Genomic DNA, 15,200 nt, shown 5'->3' on the forward strand with positions numbered 1-15,200 from the left:
ATATGCCACGTCGTTCCATCCTGTCCGCCGCCGAGCGGGAAAGCCTGCTGGCGTTGCCGGACTCCAAGGACGACCTGATCCGACATTACACATTCAACGATACCGACCTCTCGATCATCCGACAGCGGCGCGGGCCAGCCAATCGGCTGGGCTTCGCGGTGCAGCTCTGTTACCTGCGCTTTCCCGGCGTCATCCTGGGCGTCGATGAACTACCGTTCCCGCCCTTGTTGAAGCTGGTCGCCGACCAGCTCAAGGTCGGCGTCGAAAGCTGGAACGAGTACGGCCAGCGGGAGCAGACCCGGCGCGAGCACCTGAGCGAGCTGCAAACCGTGTTCGGTTTCCGGCCCTTCACCATGAGCCATTACCGGCAGGCCGTCCAGATGCTGACCGAGCTGGCGATGCAAACCGACAAAGGCATCGTGCTGGCCAGCGCCTTGATCGGGCACCTGCGGCGGCAGTCGGTCATTCTGCCCGCCCTCAACGCCGTCGAGCGGGCGAGTGCCGAGGCGATCACCCGTGCTAACCGGCGCATCTACGACGCCTTGGCCGAACCACTGGCGGACGCGCATCGCCGCCGCCTCGACGATCTGCTCAAGCGCCGGGACAACGGCAAGACGACCTGGTTGGCTTGGTTGCGCCAGTCTCCGGCCAAGCCAAATTCGCGGCATATGCTGGAACACATCGAACGCCTCAAGGCATGGCAGGCACTCGATCTGCCTACCGGCATCGAGCGGCTGGTTCACCAGAACCGCCTGCTCAAGATTGCCCGCGAGGGCGGCCAGATGACACCCGCCGACCTGGCCAAATTCGAGCCGCAACGGCGCTACGCCACTCTCGTGGCGCTGGCCACCGAGGGCATGGCCACCGTCACCGACGAAATCATCGACCTGCACGACCGCATCCTGGGTAAGCTGTTTAACGCTGCCAAGAATAAGCATCAGCAGCAGTTCCAGGCGTCAGGCAAGGCCATCAACGCCAAGGTACGTCTGTACGGGCGCATCGGTCAGGCGCTGATCGACGCCAAGCAATCAGGCCGCGATGCGTTTGCCGCCATCGAGGCCGTCATGTCCTGGGATTCCTTTGCCGAGAGCGTCACCGAGGCGCAGAAGCTCGCGCAACCCGATGACTTCGATTTCCTGCATCGCATCGGCGAGAGCTACGCCACCCTGCGCCGCTATGCACCGGAATTCCTTGCCGTGCTCAAGCTGCGGGCCGCGCCTGCCGCCAAAAACGTGCTTGATGCCATTGAGGTGCTGCGCGGCATGAACACCGACAACGCCCGCAAGCTGCCAGCCGATGCACCGACCGGCTTCATCAAGCCGCGCTGGCAGAAACTGGTGATGACCGACGCCGGCATCGACCGGCGCTACTACGAACTGTGCGCGCTGTCCGAGTTGAAGAACTCCCTGCGCTCGGGCGACATCTGGGTGCAGGGTTCACGCCAGTTCAAGGACTTCGAGGACTACCTGGTACCGCCCGAGAAGTTCACCAGCCTCAAGCAGTCCAGCGAATTGCCGCTGGCCGTGGCCACCGACTGCGAACAATATCTGCATGAGCGGCTGACGCTGCTGGAAGCACAACTTGCCACCGTCAACCGCATGGCGGCAGCCAACGACCTGCCGGATGCCATCATCACCGAGTCGGGCTTGAAGATCACGCCGCTGGATGCGGCGGTGCCCGACACCGCGCAGGCGCTGATAGACCAGACAGCCATGGTCCTGCCGCACGTCAAGATCACCGAACTGCTGCTCGAAGTCGATGAGTGGACGGGCTTCACCCGGCACTTCACGCACTTGAAATCGGGCGATCTGGCCAAGGACAAGAACCTGTTGTTGACCACGATCCTGGCCGACGCGATCAACCTGGGCCTGACCAAGATGGCCGAGTCCTGCCCCGGCACGACCTACGCGAAGCTCGCTTGGCTGCAAGCCTGGCATACCCGCGACGAAACGTACTCGACAGCGTTGGCTGAACTGGTCAACGCTCAGTTTCGGCATCCCTTTGCCGGGCACTGGGGCGATGGCACCACATCATCATCGGACGGACAGAATTTCCGAACCGCTAGCAAGGCAAAGAGCACGGGGCACATCAACCCAAAATATGGCAGCAGCCCAGGACGGACTTTCTACACCCACATCTCCGACCAATACGCGCCATTCCACACCAAGGTGGTCAATGTCGGCCTGCGCGACTCAACCTACGTGCTCGACGGCCTGCTGTACCACGAATCCGACCTGCGGATCGAGGAGCACTACACCGACACGGCGGGCTTCACCGATCACGTCTTCGCCCTGATGCACCTCTTGGGCTTCCGCTTCGCGCCGCGCATCCGCGACCTGGGCGACACCAAGCTCTACATCCCGAAGGGCGATGCCGCCTATGACGCGCTCAAGCCGATGATCGGCGGCACGCTCAACATCAAGCACGTCCGCGCCCATTGGGACGAAATCCTGCGGCTGGCCACCTCGATCAAGCAGGGCACGGTGACGGCCTCGCTGATGCTCAGGAAACTCGGCAGCTACCCGCGCCAGAACGGCTTGGCCGTCGCGCTGCGCGAGTTGGGCCGCATCGAGCGCACGCTGTTCATCCTCGACTGGCTGCAAAGCGTCGAGCTACGCCGCCGCGTGCATGCCGGGCTGAACAAGGGCGAGGCGCGCAATGCGCTGGCCCGTGCCGTGTTCTTCAACCGCCTTGGTGAAATCCGTGACCGCAGTTTCGAGCAGCAGCGCTACCGGGCCAGCGGCCTCAACCTGGTGACGGCGGCCATCGTGCTGTGGAACACGGTCTACCTGGAGCGTGCGGCGCATGCGTTGCGCGGCAATGGTCATGCCGTCGATGACTCGCTATTGCAGTACCTGTCGCCACTCGGCTGGGAGCACATCAACCTGACCGGTGATTACCTATGGCGCAGCAGCGCCAAGATCGGCGCGGGGAAGTTCAGGCCGCTACGGCCTCTGCAACCGGCTTAGCGTGCTTTATTTTCCGTTTTCTGAGACGACCCCCTCCAGGCGCCGCCAGGCTTCTCGCCCGCATCAAGGATGACAAAGGAGAGCTTGGCACGGCGCAGGAAGTAGGCCGTGGCCAGCGCCGACTGCCCACCGCCAATGATGATTACGTCGAGATCCCCTGTACCTGCCTGCATCTCGCCACTCCTGTCACTTTTGCCTTGCTACAGGCTCACGAGCGAGCCACGACATGCCTGGGTAGCGACATGGAAATCAAGGCAGCCAGCAGAACAAACCCGCTCGATACCCACAGACATGCCTCTAACCCATACGCCTGGAACACCCAGCCGGACAGCAGCGTGCCGATCAAGCGCCCCATGGCGTTCGACATGTAATAGAACCCCACGTCCAGCGAGACGCCATCCTCCTTGGCGTAGCTGATAATCAGGTAGCTGTGCAGTGAGGAATTGACGGCAAACAGCACGCCGAACAGCATCAGGCCGCCTAGCAGGACTGTTGGAGCCGACCAGTTCGCGGAAAGGCCCAGCGCAATCAAGGCAGGCAACCCTGCCAGGGCAAGCGCCCACGCGAACGCCGCACGCCCATCCGGCACATGACCTCGCTTCTTGCCAGTGATGCTGGGAGCGAAGGACTGCACGATGCCGTAGCCGATGACCCACGCCGCGAGAAAGCCTCCAACCAACCAAAAGTCCCATCCAAACACCGTGCTCAGGTAGACCGGCAAGGCGATCACAAACCACACATCGCGCGCGGCGAACAGAAACAGTCGTGCGGCGGAGAGCACATTGATTGCCCGGCTCTTGGAGAGCATGTCGCGGAACTTGGGTTTGGCCTTGGCCTTACCCAGATCCTTCTTCAGGAATACCAGACTGCCAACGAAGATAAAGGCCAGCACAGCCGCCATGGCCAGGACCGCGCCTGCAAAGCCGAGCAACGCAAGCAGCGCACCGCCGAGGAAAAAGCCCACGCCCTTAAGGGCGTTCTTCGAGCCGGTCAGGATCGCTACCCACTTGTATAGCGTGCCCTGCTGGTTATCGGGTACCAGGAGCTTGATCGAGCTCTTGGCACTCATTTTGTTCAGATCCTTGGCGATGCCAGAAAGCGCTTGGGCTCCCATTACCCACGGCACGGTCAGCCACGCTGCCGGAACCGTGAGCATCAACAGTGCCAGAACCTGCAAGCCCAGGCCGATGTTCATGGTGCGATTGAGACCCAGGCGAGCGCCGAGGTAGCCACCCACTAGATTAGTGATAACACCGAAGATCTCGTAGAACAGGAACAGCGCGGCGATCTGCAGCGGCGTATAGCCCAGCGAGTGGAAGTGCAACACCACCAACATGCGCAGTGCGCCATCGGTGAGGGTGAAGGCCCAGTAATTGCCGGTCACCACCAGATACTGGCGCACTTCAATGGACAGGCTCGACAGCGCTTTCATAGGGGCTCCCGTTTAGTCGGCGGCGCCGACCAGCCGAGCCAGTTCGACGGCACGATTGGCATACCCCCACTCATTGTCATACCAGGCGTAAATCTTCACTTGGGTACCGTTAACTACCATCGTGGACAAGGCATCTATGATCGAAGAGCGTGGATCGGTGCGGTAGTCAATGGAGACCAGGGGGCGCTCCTCGTAACCAAGGATATTCTTAAGCGGTCCCTCGGCAGCGTCCTTGAGCAGCGCATTGACTTCCTCCGCTGTCGTTTCTCGCTCGACTTCAAATACGCAATCGGTCAGCGAGGCATTTGCCAGCGGAACTCGTACCGCATGGCCGTTCAGCTTGCCGCGCAGCTCCGGAAATATCTCGGCGATGGCTGTAGCCGACCCGGTAGTGGTTGGGATTAGGCTCATCCCCGACGCACGGGCACGACGGAGATCCTTATGCGGCGTATCGAGGATGCTCTGAGTATTGGTCAGGTCATGGATGGTGGTGATCGATCCGTGGCGGATGCCCAAGTTCTCGTGAATGACTTTGACCACTGGGGCTAGACAGTTCGTAGTGCAAGAAGCCGCTGTGACGATGCGGTGCTGAGAAGGATCGAACAGATGCTGATTGACACCCATAACGACGTTCAGAGCGCCCTTCTCCTTGACCGGCGCGCACACTACAACCCGCTTCACGCCTTGGTCCAGATAGGCCTGCAACACGGCCACGGTTTTCATCTTGCCGCTCGCCTCGATCACGAGATCGCAATCGCTCCAGTCGGTATCGGCGATCGTCTTGTTTGCCGTAACCTGGATGCGTTTACCGGCAATCATCATGCTATCCCCGTCGCTGCCTGCTTCGTGACCCCAGCGCCCATGCACCGAGTCGAAGTTGAGCAGGTGCGCATGGGTAGTGGCATCTCCCGCCGGGTCGTTGATCCGGATGAACTCTATCTCGGGCCAATCCCACGCCGCCCGCAGTGCCAGTCGACCGATACGGCCAAAACCATTGATGCCAACTTTGATTGTCATGGTGGTACCTCGCAGCTGATGGATCCTGGGCTCAGTCGAACTGATTGATCCAGTTGACGTGGGCGGGATGCTGAATGGCTTTCGGGCGCAGCGTCTGTACTTGAGCGACAGCCGCCTCTCGGGCGATGCCGGTTTCGATCAAGATGCGGGCGGCGATCAAGCCTGTACGACCAGAGCCGCCTTTGCAGTGAATGGCGAGATTATCGCCAGCTTTCAACTGCTCCAGTATGGGGGTCCTGGCCTCCCTCCATTGACGGTCGAAGTCTTCGAGTGGGACCTGCTCATCCGCAACCGGCAAGTGATACCAAGCGAGCCCCAGCGCTTTGCATTGCTCGGAGATCTGGCTTGCGTCATTTACGTCCAGCTCGGCCTGGGGCATCAGTGATATCACCCCAGCAGCGCCGGCTTGCTTGAGCGCTGCCAGCGCGTCGACCGATGAAGTGCCTTTGGTGCCTGGGCATGGAGTGAAGATCAGCTTCCCGCGCACTTCGGAAATGCTGAGCACATCGTAAGGGTGACTCATCTGCGTGTTTCCTTTATTAGATAGCTCGCTGATTGACTCGGCGGGAAAGCTCCTCGGCCGACTCCTTGCGTTCGGAATAGCGATCGACCAGGTAGTCAGATCGATCACGCAGCAGCAGGGTGAACTTCACCAGTTCTTCCATCACGTCGACCAGCCGGTCATAGAACGCAGATGGCTTCATGCGACCATCCGCATCGAATTCCATAAAGGCCTTGGGCACCGAGGACTGGTTGGGGATGGTGAACATGCGCATCCAGCGACCGAGTACCCGCAGCTGGTTGACTACGTTGAACGACTGCGATCCTCCACAGACCTGCATAACCGCAAGTGTCTTGCCCTGAGTAGGACGAACCGCGCCCATGGCCAGCGGTACCCAGTCGATCTGTGCCTTAAATACAGCGCTCATCGAGCCGTGACGCTCAGGCGAGCACCAAACCTGCCCTTCGGACCATTTCATCAGTTCGCGAAGTTCATGCACCTTAGGATGGGTATCTGGAACGTCATCCGGTAAGGGCAGGCCGGACGGGTCGAAGATGCGGGTCTCGGCTCCGAATCGTTGGAGCAGCCGTGCAGCTTCCTCGACCATCAATCGACTGAACGAGCGCTCCCGATTCGAACCGTAAAGAAGCAAGATGCGTGGCGGGTGAGTTGCTTTGCCCTCAATGCCGAGCTCCTCCAGACTCGGAGGGATGGCCAGATCGAAGTCGAGATTCGGGAGCAAATCGTCTTTCATGGTCATTCCTGTTGTACGGGGGTGGCAGCGTTATCGAACCAGCGACGCTTGAGCCACAGGGCAACGCCAACTAGCGAGATCAAGACCGGCACCTCGACCAGCGGACCGATCACCGTGGCGAAGGCCACCGGAGACGCCAGACCAAAGGTGGCAATGGCTACCGCGATGGCCAGCTCGAAGTTATTGCTCGCTGAGGTAAACGCCAGAGCAGTAGTACGGGGGTAATCGGCCTTCAGAACCTTGCCCATCCAGAAGCTGACAAAAAACATCACGATGAAGTAAATGGTCAGCGGGATGGCGATTCGAACCACGTCGAGCGGTAGTTGCAGCACCATGTCGCCTTTGAGACTGAACATCGCGACGATGGTGAGCAGCAGGGCCACCAAGGTCAGAGGGCTGATTCGCGGAATGAAATGCTCGGAGTACCACGCTTCTCCCTTCTGCCCGATCAGCACTTTGCGGGTCAGGAATCCGGCCAGAAACGGGATACCGAGGTAGATCAGCACCGACTCGGCTATGTCAAAGAAACTGGTCTCGATGACGCTACTCTGCAGGCCAAACAGCGGCGGCAGCAGCCCCAGAAAAATCCACGCGTACACGCTGAAGAACAGGATCTGGAAGATGCTGTTGAAGGCCACCAGGCCCGCCACGTACTGGTTGTTGCCACCGGCGATCTGGTTCCACACCAACACCATGGCTATGCAGCGAGCGAGGCCGATTAGGATCAGCCCTGTCATGTATTCCGGATAGTCGCGCAGAAAGATGACAGCCAGGGCGAACATCAGCACCGGCCCGATGATCCAGTTCTGAACGAGCGACAGCACCAGGATGCGCTTGTCCTTGAACACTTGGGGCAGCTCTTCGTATTTCACCTTGGCAAGGGGCGGATACATCATCACGATCAAGCCGATGGCAATCGGGATATTGGTGGAGCCTACGGACAGGCTGTTCAACCAGGCTGGCAGCCCCTCGAACACACTTCCCAGTCCTACGCCCAGCGCCATCGCAAGGAAGATCCAGAACGTCAGGTAACGATCCAGAAAGGAGAGTCGACTTTTGCTCATGCAGGCACCTCAAGTGCAGCGATGCGTGCTAGCTCGACTTTCAGCTGGTCAGGGCTGAGATGCTGCAGCGGCAATCCGAGGAATGCCTGCACCCGAGCGCGAATGATTGCGAGCGTACGATCAAAAGCAGCGTCGACTTCCGCCGCGGTGCCTTGCAGCTCTGAGGGATCAGCCAGCCCCCAATGAGCCTTCACCGCCGGCCCGAAAAACACCGGGCAGGTGTCGCCAGCTGCTTTGTCGCATACGGTGATCACGAAGTCAGGATTTAGCGACTCATGCGAGTCGATCGACTTGCTCGACAGGCCTTGGGTCGAGATGCCAGCCTTATGCAGCGCCTTCAGGCTGAGCGGGTGAACGGTGCCCTTGGGGTGGCTTCCGGCGCTATAGGCTTTCATGCCGGCCGGGGCCATGGCGTTGAACGCGGCCTCTGAAAGGATGCTTCGGCAGCTGTTGGCGGTGCAGAGAAACAGAATCTTCATCAGGTAACCCTTGGGTTGGATCAGCCCAGGTGAGCTTCAGCAGCAGGAGGCGGTACGCGCAGGACGGTCGCCCATTTGGCTCAAGCGCTTCAAATCCGGGCTAAGCCAGTGGCGGTTTGAGGAAAGGGTGTTCTCGATGAGCCGGACCACCCAATCCGGCAGGTTCGGGTGCAACCGGTAGTACACCCATTGTCCCTGCCGGCGGTCTTCCAGCAACCCACAGGTGCGCAGCTGCGCGAGATGTCGGGAAACCTTTGGCTGGCTTTCGTCGAGCGCGCAGGTGAGTTCGCATACACACAGCTCGCCTTCGTCGGCAATAAGCAGCATGGCCCGGGCGCGGGTTTCGTCAGCCAGGCATTTGAATACGGTGGTAGGAGTCAGGTGGTCGGCCATGGAAGTTTAGCGCTTGGTTTTAACTAGAACGAACATCTTGATGCGTTCATGGATCTCGTGGAGTGAGTGGCGGAAGGCCTCCGGTTGGTCACTGCTAACTGGGTCTTCGAAATTCCATGCCAGAGCCTCAGCGGAGCCAGGCAGCGCCTGGCATTCCAATGCTGATTTGTCGCACAGGGTGATGACGTAATCGAATTGCTGACCGGCGAACTCATCAACGGATTTGCTGCGCAAGCCATCGGCATTTACGCCCAGGTTCTGGAGCGCGGCGACAGTGCGCGGATCAACGCCTGTCGGGGCAGTACCAGCACTGAACGCTTCGAAGTGTGTCGCGTCGGTGTGCCGCAGAAGTGCTTCGGCCAGCTGGGAGCGGGCGGCGTTGGCGACGCAAACAAAGAGCACGCGAGACTTGTGAGCCATGGGAAAGGTCTCTGACAAATTCGGGAGCCCGAATATATGGCCTTTCATATGAAAGGTAAACCTACGCTTGCCTTAGTCACCCGCCAGCGCTGTAACTCGGCGCAAAGCAGCACGATTCAACGGTTTTTCTCAACCGCCGAGCCTTGAAACGTTTTATTACATCTGCAAATCCGCATATATGGGATTTGTAATGAAAGTGTCATCGGTACGGATTTAGGTTGCGTCCACCTCAACCCTATGCAGGAATCTGCGATGAAAAACCTGACCCTGTCCGCCCTGATGCTGGCCGCCCTCTTTGCCGGTACCGCCGTAGCCAGCGAGTTCGACAAACCTGGTTTCGTCACTGAAGTTGAAGACGGCCGTCTTTGGGTCTTCCGCGAAGGATCGCCAGAGCTTAAGGACTTTAAAGAAACCGGTGAGCCTGCCAAACAGTTCACAGACATCGGCAGCGGCCCGAAAGGCATGACAGTCAAGGCGGCTGACGAAAAAACACTTCAGGATTACCTGGCAACGCTGAAAAAGTAAGCGGTAACTGGGCCGTCTTTGGGCGGCTCGTTCCCATCGCTGATGCAAGCTGCACCGGATACATGTTCTCCATCCCACTACAACCCGCACATGGAGCATGGTTCAATCGTAACGTGCCTTCGACGCCCAAAGGGAGAGCGACATACCCGCGCGGCAGTCGAGCATTTCTTACTCCCACCGACTGCTTTTGGCCGGAAGCGGATGTCCATGATTCGCAGCTATCGGCCAGAAGTGACGTCCAAGCGCGTCTATCGAAACGCAGACAATTCAGAGTGATAGCCAGCTTCGCAAACAAGGGTTAACTTTCATCTGATCCAGTTACCCTCTACCCTTTCGCCTATAAATATAAGCCGACACGGTGAAACATACACGCTGAGGGCCGGAACGGACGCCATTGCGGCGCTCAACCGTGCGGGACGGATCCGGAGGTTGAGAGGTAGCAGAGCATCACCCGGCCCGGCGGCGGGTCGTCGGGCTTCCGCTTTTATTTCTCCGGGCCTTCATCCACAACTTATATATGCAATTAATTACCAAGAACAAAGCACCGGCGCAAATCCCATAAACGATCGCGATCTCGTAGTTATCACGGAGCTCAGCGGTTGAGTAAACGAAATTTGCAGCGCTCGCAAATACCGCTAGCGCTATGATGCCGCTTACTATCCCTAGGAATAGCTTCTGACGGCCGTATCTCTTCTCAAGATCCTCATAATGAATCTGTAACTTTTCAGTGGTGAGCACATGCTTCTGCTTTATTTCATCCCACTGATTCATCATCTCGATTCTTATTGAATCCAAAGAATGTCGCTGATTACGAAGCAGTAGAGACATAAGGGCAGCGAATACAAGCATGCTAAAAAAAATGAATATATTATGAAGCGATATGCTTTCCGTCGGCGCTGTCTGGCTTCCAATAAGTATTAAAGCTACCGGTATGGCGAGAAGTTGATTCTGTATCTCAGAAAAAACCTTATTCAGCTTAAGCATAAAGTCAAGCTTTTCTTTCTCGACTTGATCTCTTATTTTTTCAAAAGAAAACTCAGAGACGTATAACTGATAATTCGCATTGACGCGTTCTACAAATTCCGAAAACCGTTTAAGCAGACAGGGAAGTGTTAGTCTGTCGAGCTCATTTGTCTTCAACATTTCAATCAGAACTGATTTTATGATTGAGGACTTTTGTTCTTTATGAATCTGAGCATTAACGAATTCGGCATAAAAATCTTGGCAGCCATCGAGGGGACGGAGATCATTAACGGTGTAGCCTAGAGATAACTCGATTTTCTGGCCATGTAAGAAAATGGCTTTTAACTTTCCTTTCAATACCGAATGATCCGCGACTTTAGCGATTTCTTGGATAAAACGAGCAGTATCTAGATAATACTGTACAACCCGGTCGGGTGCGTTTTCTCCACCCTTGTAGTGGTAGTCAATATCAGATAAATAAAACTCTTTCGGCACGCGTGCTTGGCGAGACGGAGCCGAAATCAAATCTTCCAAACAGCTGGCAAAGATTAAATCATCTTGGGACGGCAACTTAAAAGATAGTTGCTCAATCCTTTGATCGTACTGAGCCTCCAATCCGCTTTTTTCGAGGTCTGAGTGAATACTCGCATATTCTGCCTGCGGAAGGCGACCAGACAGCACCCGGCCAGAAGAAACGGGCCCTGCTATTTTCTTGCTTAAATGAATAGCGAGCTCTAAATCGTTCATCTCATTCTTCGTTGTCTTCTGGATCTATACCTTTCTCTTTTTTTATTCTTGCTATCAGATCGACTGGGGGATTTCTGATGATAATGCTTTCTTCGTCGTCGTCTAGATATACTCTTTCGTTGAATATATCCTCAACATCAAACCCAAGACTTATAGTGCCAAACTTTGTTGTATAGCGCTGCAGTTTCTTAATGCTGCTACTGTGCGGAGAGAAAGTTTCGTGAATCTCAACGTTATTGTCTTTGACATACTCGATAAACGAAGCGGGCTCTTCTGGGTTAATGAACGCTGAAAGTGCTACCAAATGAACTGGTTTGTCATCGTCCTTCATTTCTTTACAGTGTTCGTAAACCTTGGCGCGAATGGATTGGCGCTCCGCCGCGGCGAACTCATTTTCTTCGCAATATGAATCTATCGTTTCGATAAGCTTTTGCGTGTTGTATTTGGAGTCCGTGTAATCAATGCATGCGAGTGCCTGCCTGAAGTATGCGGATGAGTCGCCTTCAGCGCCTGTTCCTTTTTTAATGAAGGAAAGGTAAGGTTGTTCATCGTTTTGCCACTTCTCAATATCGATCCGCGCCGCCTCGCGCAGATTGCTAACATCAAAGAAAAGCGAGTCGTTTAAGTCGAGCGTCGTACTATCTATCCCTACTCCCTCTTTAAGCTTCAGCATCGCAATCAGTAGCCAGTCCCGCCCCTGATTCTCATACCGGATGAACACAGGATAGCTTGTGGTAGTCAACCTGCTGTTCGCCATTTCTGTCGAAATAACTTCGGTGCAAAGTTTACTCATTGCCACCAGATCAGTTTTCCCGGCATGGTAGTCGGTCAGGATCTTAGGGAAGATATGGATCATATGGTTGGCGCCTAGAGTCCCGTAGCCGTTACTGAGTCTCCCATACAGCTTCAGCACATCATCCCCCAGATTCTGAAGTCGATCGTCTAGCGGCAACGGAGTCAGTCGGGGGACCACAGTGGCGCTACCTGGGCCTGACGTGTCTCGGGCTTTCTCAATCCCGTGGATGATGGACTCTGTAATATTCACTGGATTCCCTTCTCTCAGGTGGGGTCGGCTTTCACGCTTTGTTTAGCGGAATGCAAGCTGCTTCTGTGCAGGCCACAGTTAACTACACAACAGTTACGGGTGCTACTCCCAACCTAATTGCCCGCATTTAAGGCTGCAGCCTCTGACAAATCGATCAGGGAATGGCATCAACAGAAGCTGAAATCGTTTCGTGGGCTGCCCCGTTGTGATTGGCCCACCTGTACGTCTCCTTTTGGCCCAGAGTGTGTAAAAACGCTGCTAGCCAGGGCTCTATGAGCAATGATGTTGCCGCTGACCGAAAACTGACCCAGTAGAGGCTGTTCTGCCGACTGAAAACTGACCCAGGTGTTCAACTGCTTCTGCTCAATTTTTGAGCAGGAGAACACAGGGTGATCAGTATGGAAATGATGGGCAAAATCCGCCGGATGTATTTCCGCGACAAGCTGTCGCTGCATGAGATAGCCAAGCGCACCGGGTTGGCGCGCAACACGATTCGCAAGTGGGTCAGAGCACCTGAGGCCAAGCCGCCGGTCTACCAACGCCGCGCGATCTTCAACAAACTCAGCCCTTTTCACGCCACGCTGGAGCAGGCGCTAAAAGCCGATTCGCTACGGCCCAAGCAACAGCGGCGCAGTGCCAAGGCGCTGTTGGCGCAAATCAAAGCCGAAGGTTATGACGGTGGCTACAGCCAGCTCACCGCGTTTATCCGTGCCTGGCGAGGGGGACAGGGCAAGGCGTCGCAGGCCTTTGTGCCGCTGACCTTTGCTCTTGGCGAGGCGTTTCAGTTTGACTGGAGCGAGGAAGGCTTGCTGGTCGGCGGCATTTACCGGCGTATGCAGGTGGCACATCTGAAGCTGTGTGCCAGCCGTGCGTTCTGGCTTGTGGCGTATCCGAGCCAGGGCCATGAGATGTTATTTGACGCCCATACACGCTCGTTCGGCTCCTTGGGCGGCGTGCCGCGCCGGGGCATCTACGACAACATGAAGACCGCCGTCGACAAGGTCAATAAGGGCAAAGGCCGGGCGGTGAATGCGCGCTTTGCGGTGATGTGCGCGCATTACCTGTTCGATCCGGACTTCTGCAACGTCGCCGCTGGTTGGGAAAAGGGCATCGTTGAAAAGAACGTGCAAGACAGCCGCAGGCGTATCTGGCTAGACGCCCAGGACTGTCAGTTTCACTCCTTCGAGGAACTCAATGCCTGGCTGGGCCAGCGCTGCCGCGCGCTTTGGAACGAGCTGACGCACCCTCAATACAGCGGGCTGAGTGTGGCCGAAGTGCTGGAGTTGGAGCGCGCTGAACTGATGCCTGTGCCAGCGCCATTCGACGGTTACGTCGAGCGGCCTGCGCGGGTCTCCAGCACCTGCCTGGTCAGCGTCGGGCGCAACCGCTACTCGGTGCCGTGTGAGTACGCGGGTAAGTGGGTCAGCAGCCGTTTGTATCCGACGCGAATCGAGGTGGTGGCTGACGACGCGCTGATCGCCAGCCATGTCCGCTTGCTGGATCGCGACCAGGTCAGCTATGACTGGCAGCACTACCTCCCGCTGATCGAACGCAAGCCCGGTGCGCTGCGCAACGGCGCGCCCTTTGCTGATCTGCCGGCGCCGCTGCGTCAGCTTAAGCACGGTCTGGGGCGTCATGCCGGCGGTGACCGGATCATGGCGCAAGTTCTGGCTGCCGTACCGGTCGCCGGGCTCGATGCGGTGCTGGTGGCTGTTGAGCTGGTACTGGAAAGCGGCAGCCTGAGCGCCGAACACATCCTCAATGTCGTGGCGCGCCTGGCCGCGACCGAACCACCACCCAGCGTCGAAACCCACTTGTCGCTCAAGGAAGCCCCCGTCGCTAACACGGCGCGCTACGACCGCCTGCGTGGCCAGACCGAGGAGATCGGTCATGCGTGATTTGATGGCGGAACTCAAGGAGCTGCGCCTGCACGGCATGGCCACGGCCTGGGCGGAGTTAACTGCACAGGGTGAGTCGAACACAGCCTCGTCCAAGTGGCTGCTCGAACACCTGCTGGAACAAGAGCACACAGATCGCGCCATGCGCTCGGTGAGCCACCAGATGAACATGGCCAAGCTGCCGATGCACCGCGATCTGGCCGGCTTCGACTTCAGCGCCTCCAGCGCCGACGCTCGCTTGACCAGCGAGCTGGCCAATCTGAGCTTTACCGACACCGCGCAGAACGTGGGTGCTGATCGGTGGGCCAGGCACCGGTAAAACCCACCTAGCCACCGCGCTGGCCGTGTCCGGCATCACCCGGCACGGTAAGCGCGTGCGCTTCTACTCCACGGTCGATCTGGTCAATCTGCTGGAGCGCGAAAAACACGACGGCAAAGCCGGGCGGATCGCCCAGGCACTGCTGCGCATGGATCTGGTCATCCTCGACGAACTGGGTTATCTGCCGTTCAGCCAGGCTGGCGGTGCGTTGCTGTTTCACCTGCTGTCCAAGCTGTACGAACACACCAGCGTGGTGATCACCACCAACCTGAGCTTCGCCGAATGGTCGAGCGTGTTCGGCGACGCCAAGATGACCACCGCCCTGCTGGATCGGCTGACCCACCACTGCCACATCGTCGAAACCGGTAACGAGTCCTATCGCCTGCAACACAGTAGCTTGGCGGCCCAGGCCAAGATCAAATCACGGGAGCGAAAGCGTAAGGGCGGCCAAGAACCGGAGGACGATGAGCCGTTCTGATTTCATGGCGACGACGGCCTGCTACATGGCTGCGTGTGGCAGGTCTTAAACAACTGAACTGGGCTAGCGAAGGAGTGGGGGCAACAGCAGCTGCGCTGGTAGACTTATCCACAGTTGCTGGTAACAAAATCAGCAATCCGCCCTGGGTCAAATTTCAATCGGCAGGGTGGGTCAATTTTCCATCAGCGCCAACAT

General features: G+C 57.4%; 13 protein-coding genes and 2 pseudogenes. 4 read left to right on the top strand and 11 right to left on the bottom strand.

Going from position 1 to position 15,200, the window contains the following annotated elements; genetic code table 11:
• Positions 1–2 precede the first annotated feature (2 nt).
• Complete coding sequence (locus tag NAV33_RS04605; RefSeq protein ID WP_001138064.1) at positions 3–2,969, top strand: Tn3-like element TnAs3 family transposase; 2,967 nt, start codon at positions 3–5, stop codon at positions 2,967–2,969.
• Positions 2,970–3,001: 32 nt separating this feature from the next.
• On the opposite strand, the pseudogene NAV33_RS04610 reads toward NAV33_RS04605, so the two are convergent.
• From NAV33_RS04610 to NAV33_RS04650, 9 genes and pseudogenes are all read right to left on the bottom strand, one after another.
• Positions 3,002–3,142: pseudogene (locus NAV33_RS04610) on the bottom strand (FAD-dependent oxidoreductase); the annotation flags it as partial.
• A gap of 35 nt (positions 3,143–3,177) precedes the next feature.
• Positions 3,178–4,401 carry an organoarsenical effux MFS transporter ArsJ gene (gene arsJ, locus NAV33_RS04615; RefSeq protein ID WP_255977374.1) on the bottom strand — a complete coding sequence of 408 codons (1,224 nt, stop codon included), beginning with the start codon at positions 4,399–4,401 and terminating at the stop codon, positions 3,178–3,180.
• Between the two features lie 12 nt (positions 4,402–4,413).
• Positions 4,414–5,418 carry an ArsJ-associated glyceraldehyde-3-phosphate dehydrogenase gene (locus NAV33_RS04620; protein ID WP_255977377.1) on the bottom strand — a complete coding sequence of 335 codons (1,005 nt, stop codon included), beginning with the start codon at positions 5,416–5,418 and terminating at the stop codon, positions 4,414–4,416.
• A 31-nt stretch (positions 5,419–5,449) separates the two neighbouring features.
• A complete protein-coding gene (locus NAV33_RS04625; protein ID WP_255977379.1) occupies positions 5,450–5,941 on the bottom strand; it encodes a cyclin-dependent kinase inhibitor 3 family protein in 492 nt (163 codons plus the stop codon).
• Positions 5,942–5,957: 16 nt separating this feature from the next.
• A complete protein-coding gene (arsH, locus tag NAV33_RS04630) occupies positions 5,958–6,674 on the bottom strand; it encodes an arsenical resistance protein ArsH (protein WP_255977381.1) in 717 nt (238 codons plus the stop codon).
• Positions 6,675–6,676: 2 nt separating this feature from the next.
• Positions 6,677–7,738, bottom strand: a complete 1,062-nt coding sequence (arsB, locus tag NAV33_RS04635) for an ACR3 family arsenite efflux transporter (RefSeq protein WP_255977384.1) — start codon at positions 7,736–7,738, stop codon at positions 6,677–6,679.
• The gene (locus tag NAV33_RS04640; protein ID WP_255977386.1) at positions 7,735–8,217 is read right to left on the bottom strand and encodes an arsenate reductase ArsC; all 483 of its coding nucleotides are present in this window, start codon (positions 8,215–8,217) and stop codon (positions 7,735–7,737) included. Before NAV33_RS04640 ends, arsB begins: the two co-directional genes overlap by 4 nt.
• Positions 8,218–8,253: 36 nt before the next feature.
• Entirely contained in the window at positions 8,254–8,610 is a 357-nt protein-coding gene (locus NAV33_RS04645) for a metalloregulator ArsR/SmtB family transcription factor (RefSeq protein WP_255977388.1), read from the bottom strand.
• Positions 8,611–8,616: 6 nt separating this feature from the next.
• On the bottom strand, positions 8,617–9,030 hold the full coding sequence (locus tag NAV33_RS04650) for an arsenate reductase ArsC (protein ID WP_255977391.1): 414 nt from the start codon (positions 9,028–9,030) through the stop codon (positions 8,617–8,619).
• Positions 9,031–9,282: 252 nt separating this feature from the next.
• Here NAV33_RS04650 and NAV33_RS04655 point away from each other — a divergent pair, with 252 nt between their 5' ends.
• Positions 9,283–9,555 (top strand): hypothetical protein, encoded by a 273-nt coding sequence (locus NAV33_RS04655; protein WP_255977393.1) that lies wholly within the window; start codon positions 9,283–9,285, stop codon positions 9,553–9,555.
• Positions 9,556–10,002: 447 nt separating this feature from the next.
• Here the strand turns inward: NAV33_RS04655 and NAV33_RS04660 are convergent, their stop codons facing one another.
• On the bottom strand, positions 10,003–11,265 hold the full coding sequence (locus NAV33_RS04660; protein ID WP_255977395.1) for a hypothetical protein: 1,263 nt from the start codon (positions 11,263–11,265) through the stop codon (positions 10,003–10,005).
• A gap of 1 nt (position 11,266) precedes the next feature.
• On the bottom strand, positions 11,267–12,310 hold the full coding sequence (locus NAV33_RS04665) for a nucleoid-associated protein (RefSeq protein ID WP_023446890.1): 1,044 nt from the start codon (positions 12,308–12,310) through the stop codon (positions 11,267–11,269).
• Positions 12,311–12,708: 398 nt separating this feature from the next.
• On the opposite strand from NAV33_RS04665, the gene istA reads away from it, so the two are divergent.
• A complete protein-coding gene (gene istA / locus NAV33_RS04670; protein ID WP_024012635.1) occupies positions 12,709–14,208 on the top strand; it encodes an IS21-like element ISPst3 family transposase in 1,500 nt (499 codons plus the stop codon).
• Positions 14,201–15,005: pseudogene (istB, locus tag NAV33_RS04675) on the top strand (IS21-like element ISPst3 family helper ATPase IstB). Before istA ends, istB begins: the two are co-directional and overlap by 8 nt.
• The last annotated feature ends 195 nt before the right edge of the window (positions 15,006–15,200 follow it).

This window comes from Stutzerimonas stutzeri (assembly GCF_024448715.1).
Classification (GTDB): domain Bacteria; phylum Pseudomonadota; class Gammaproteobacteria; order Pseudomonadales; family Pseudomonadaceae; genus Stutzerimonas; species Stutzerimonas stutzeri_AR.

Bases quoted from the DNA above. Each gene is read 5' to 3' on its own strand.
- NAV33_RS04660 (WP_255977395.1), bottom strand. From the start codon at position 11,265: ATGAACGATTTAGAGCTCGCTATTCATTTAAGCAAGAAAATAGCAGGG.
- arsH (WP_255977381.1), bottom strand. From the start codon at position 6,674: ATGAAAGACGATTTGCTCCCGAATCTCGACTTCGATCTGGCCATCCCT.
- NAV33_RS04605 (WP_001138064.1), top strand. From the start codon at position 3: ATGCCACGTCGTTCCATCCTGTCCGCCGCCGAGCGGGAAAGCCTGCTG.
- arsB (WP_255977384.1), bottom strand. From the start codon at position 7,738: ATGAGCAAAAGTCGACTCTCCTTTCTGGATCGTTACCTGACGTTCTGG.
- NAV33_RS04655 (WP_255977393.1), top strand. From the start codon at position 9,283: ATGAAAAACCTGACCCTGTCCGCCCTGATGCTGGCCGCCCTCTTTGCC.
- NAV33_RS04620 (WP_255977377.1), bottom strand. From the start codon at position 5,418: ATGACAATCAAAGTTGGCATCAATGGTTTTGGCCGTATCGGTCGACTG.
- NAV33_RS04645 (WP_255977388.1), bottom strand. From the start codon at position 8,610: ATGGCCGACCACCTGACTCCTACCACCGTATTCAAATGCCTGGCTGAC.
- NAV33_RS04625 (WP_255977379.1), bottom strand. From the start codon at position 5,941: ATGAGTCACCCTTACGATGTGCTCAGCATTTCCGAAGTGCGCGGGAAG.
- arsJ (WP_255977374.1), bottom strand. From the start codon at position 4,401: ATGAAAGCGCTGTCGAGCCTGTCCATTGAAGTGCGCCAGTATCTGGTG.
- istA (WP_024012635.1), top strand. From the start codon at position 12,709: ATGGAAATGATGGGCAAAATCCGCCGGATGTATTTCCGCGACAAGCTG.
- NAV33_RS04640 (WP_255977386.1), bottom strand. From the start codon at position 8,217: ATGAAGATTCTGTTTCTCTGCACCGCCAACAGCTGCCGAAGCATCCTT.
- NAV33_RS04650 (WP_255977391.1), bottom strand. From the start codon at position 9,030: ATGGCTCACAAGTCTCGCGTGCTCTTTGTTTGCGTCGCCAACGCCGCC.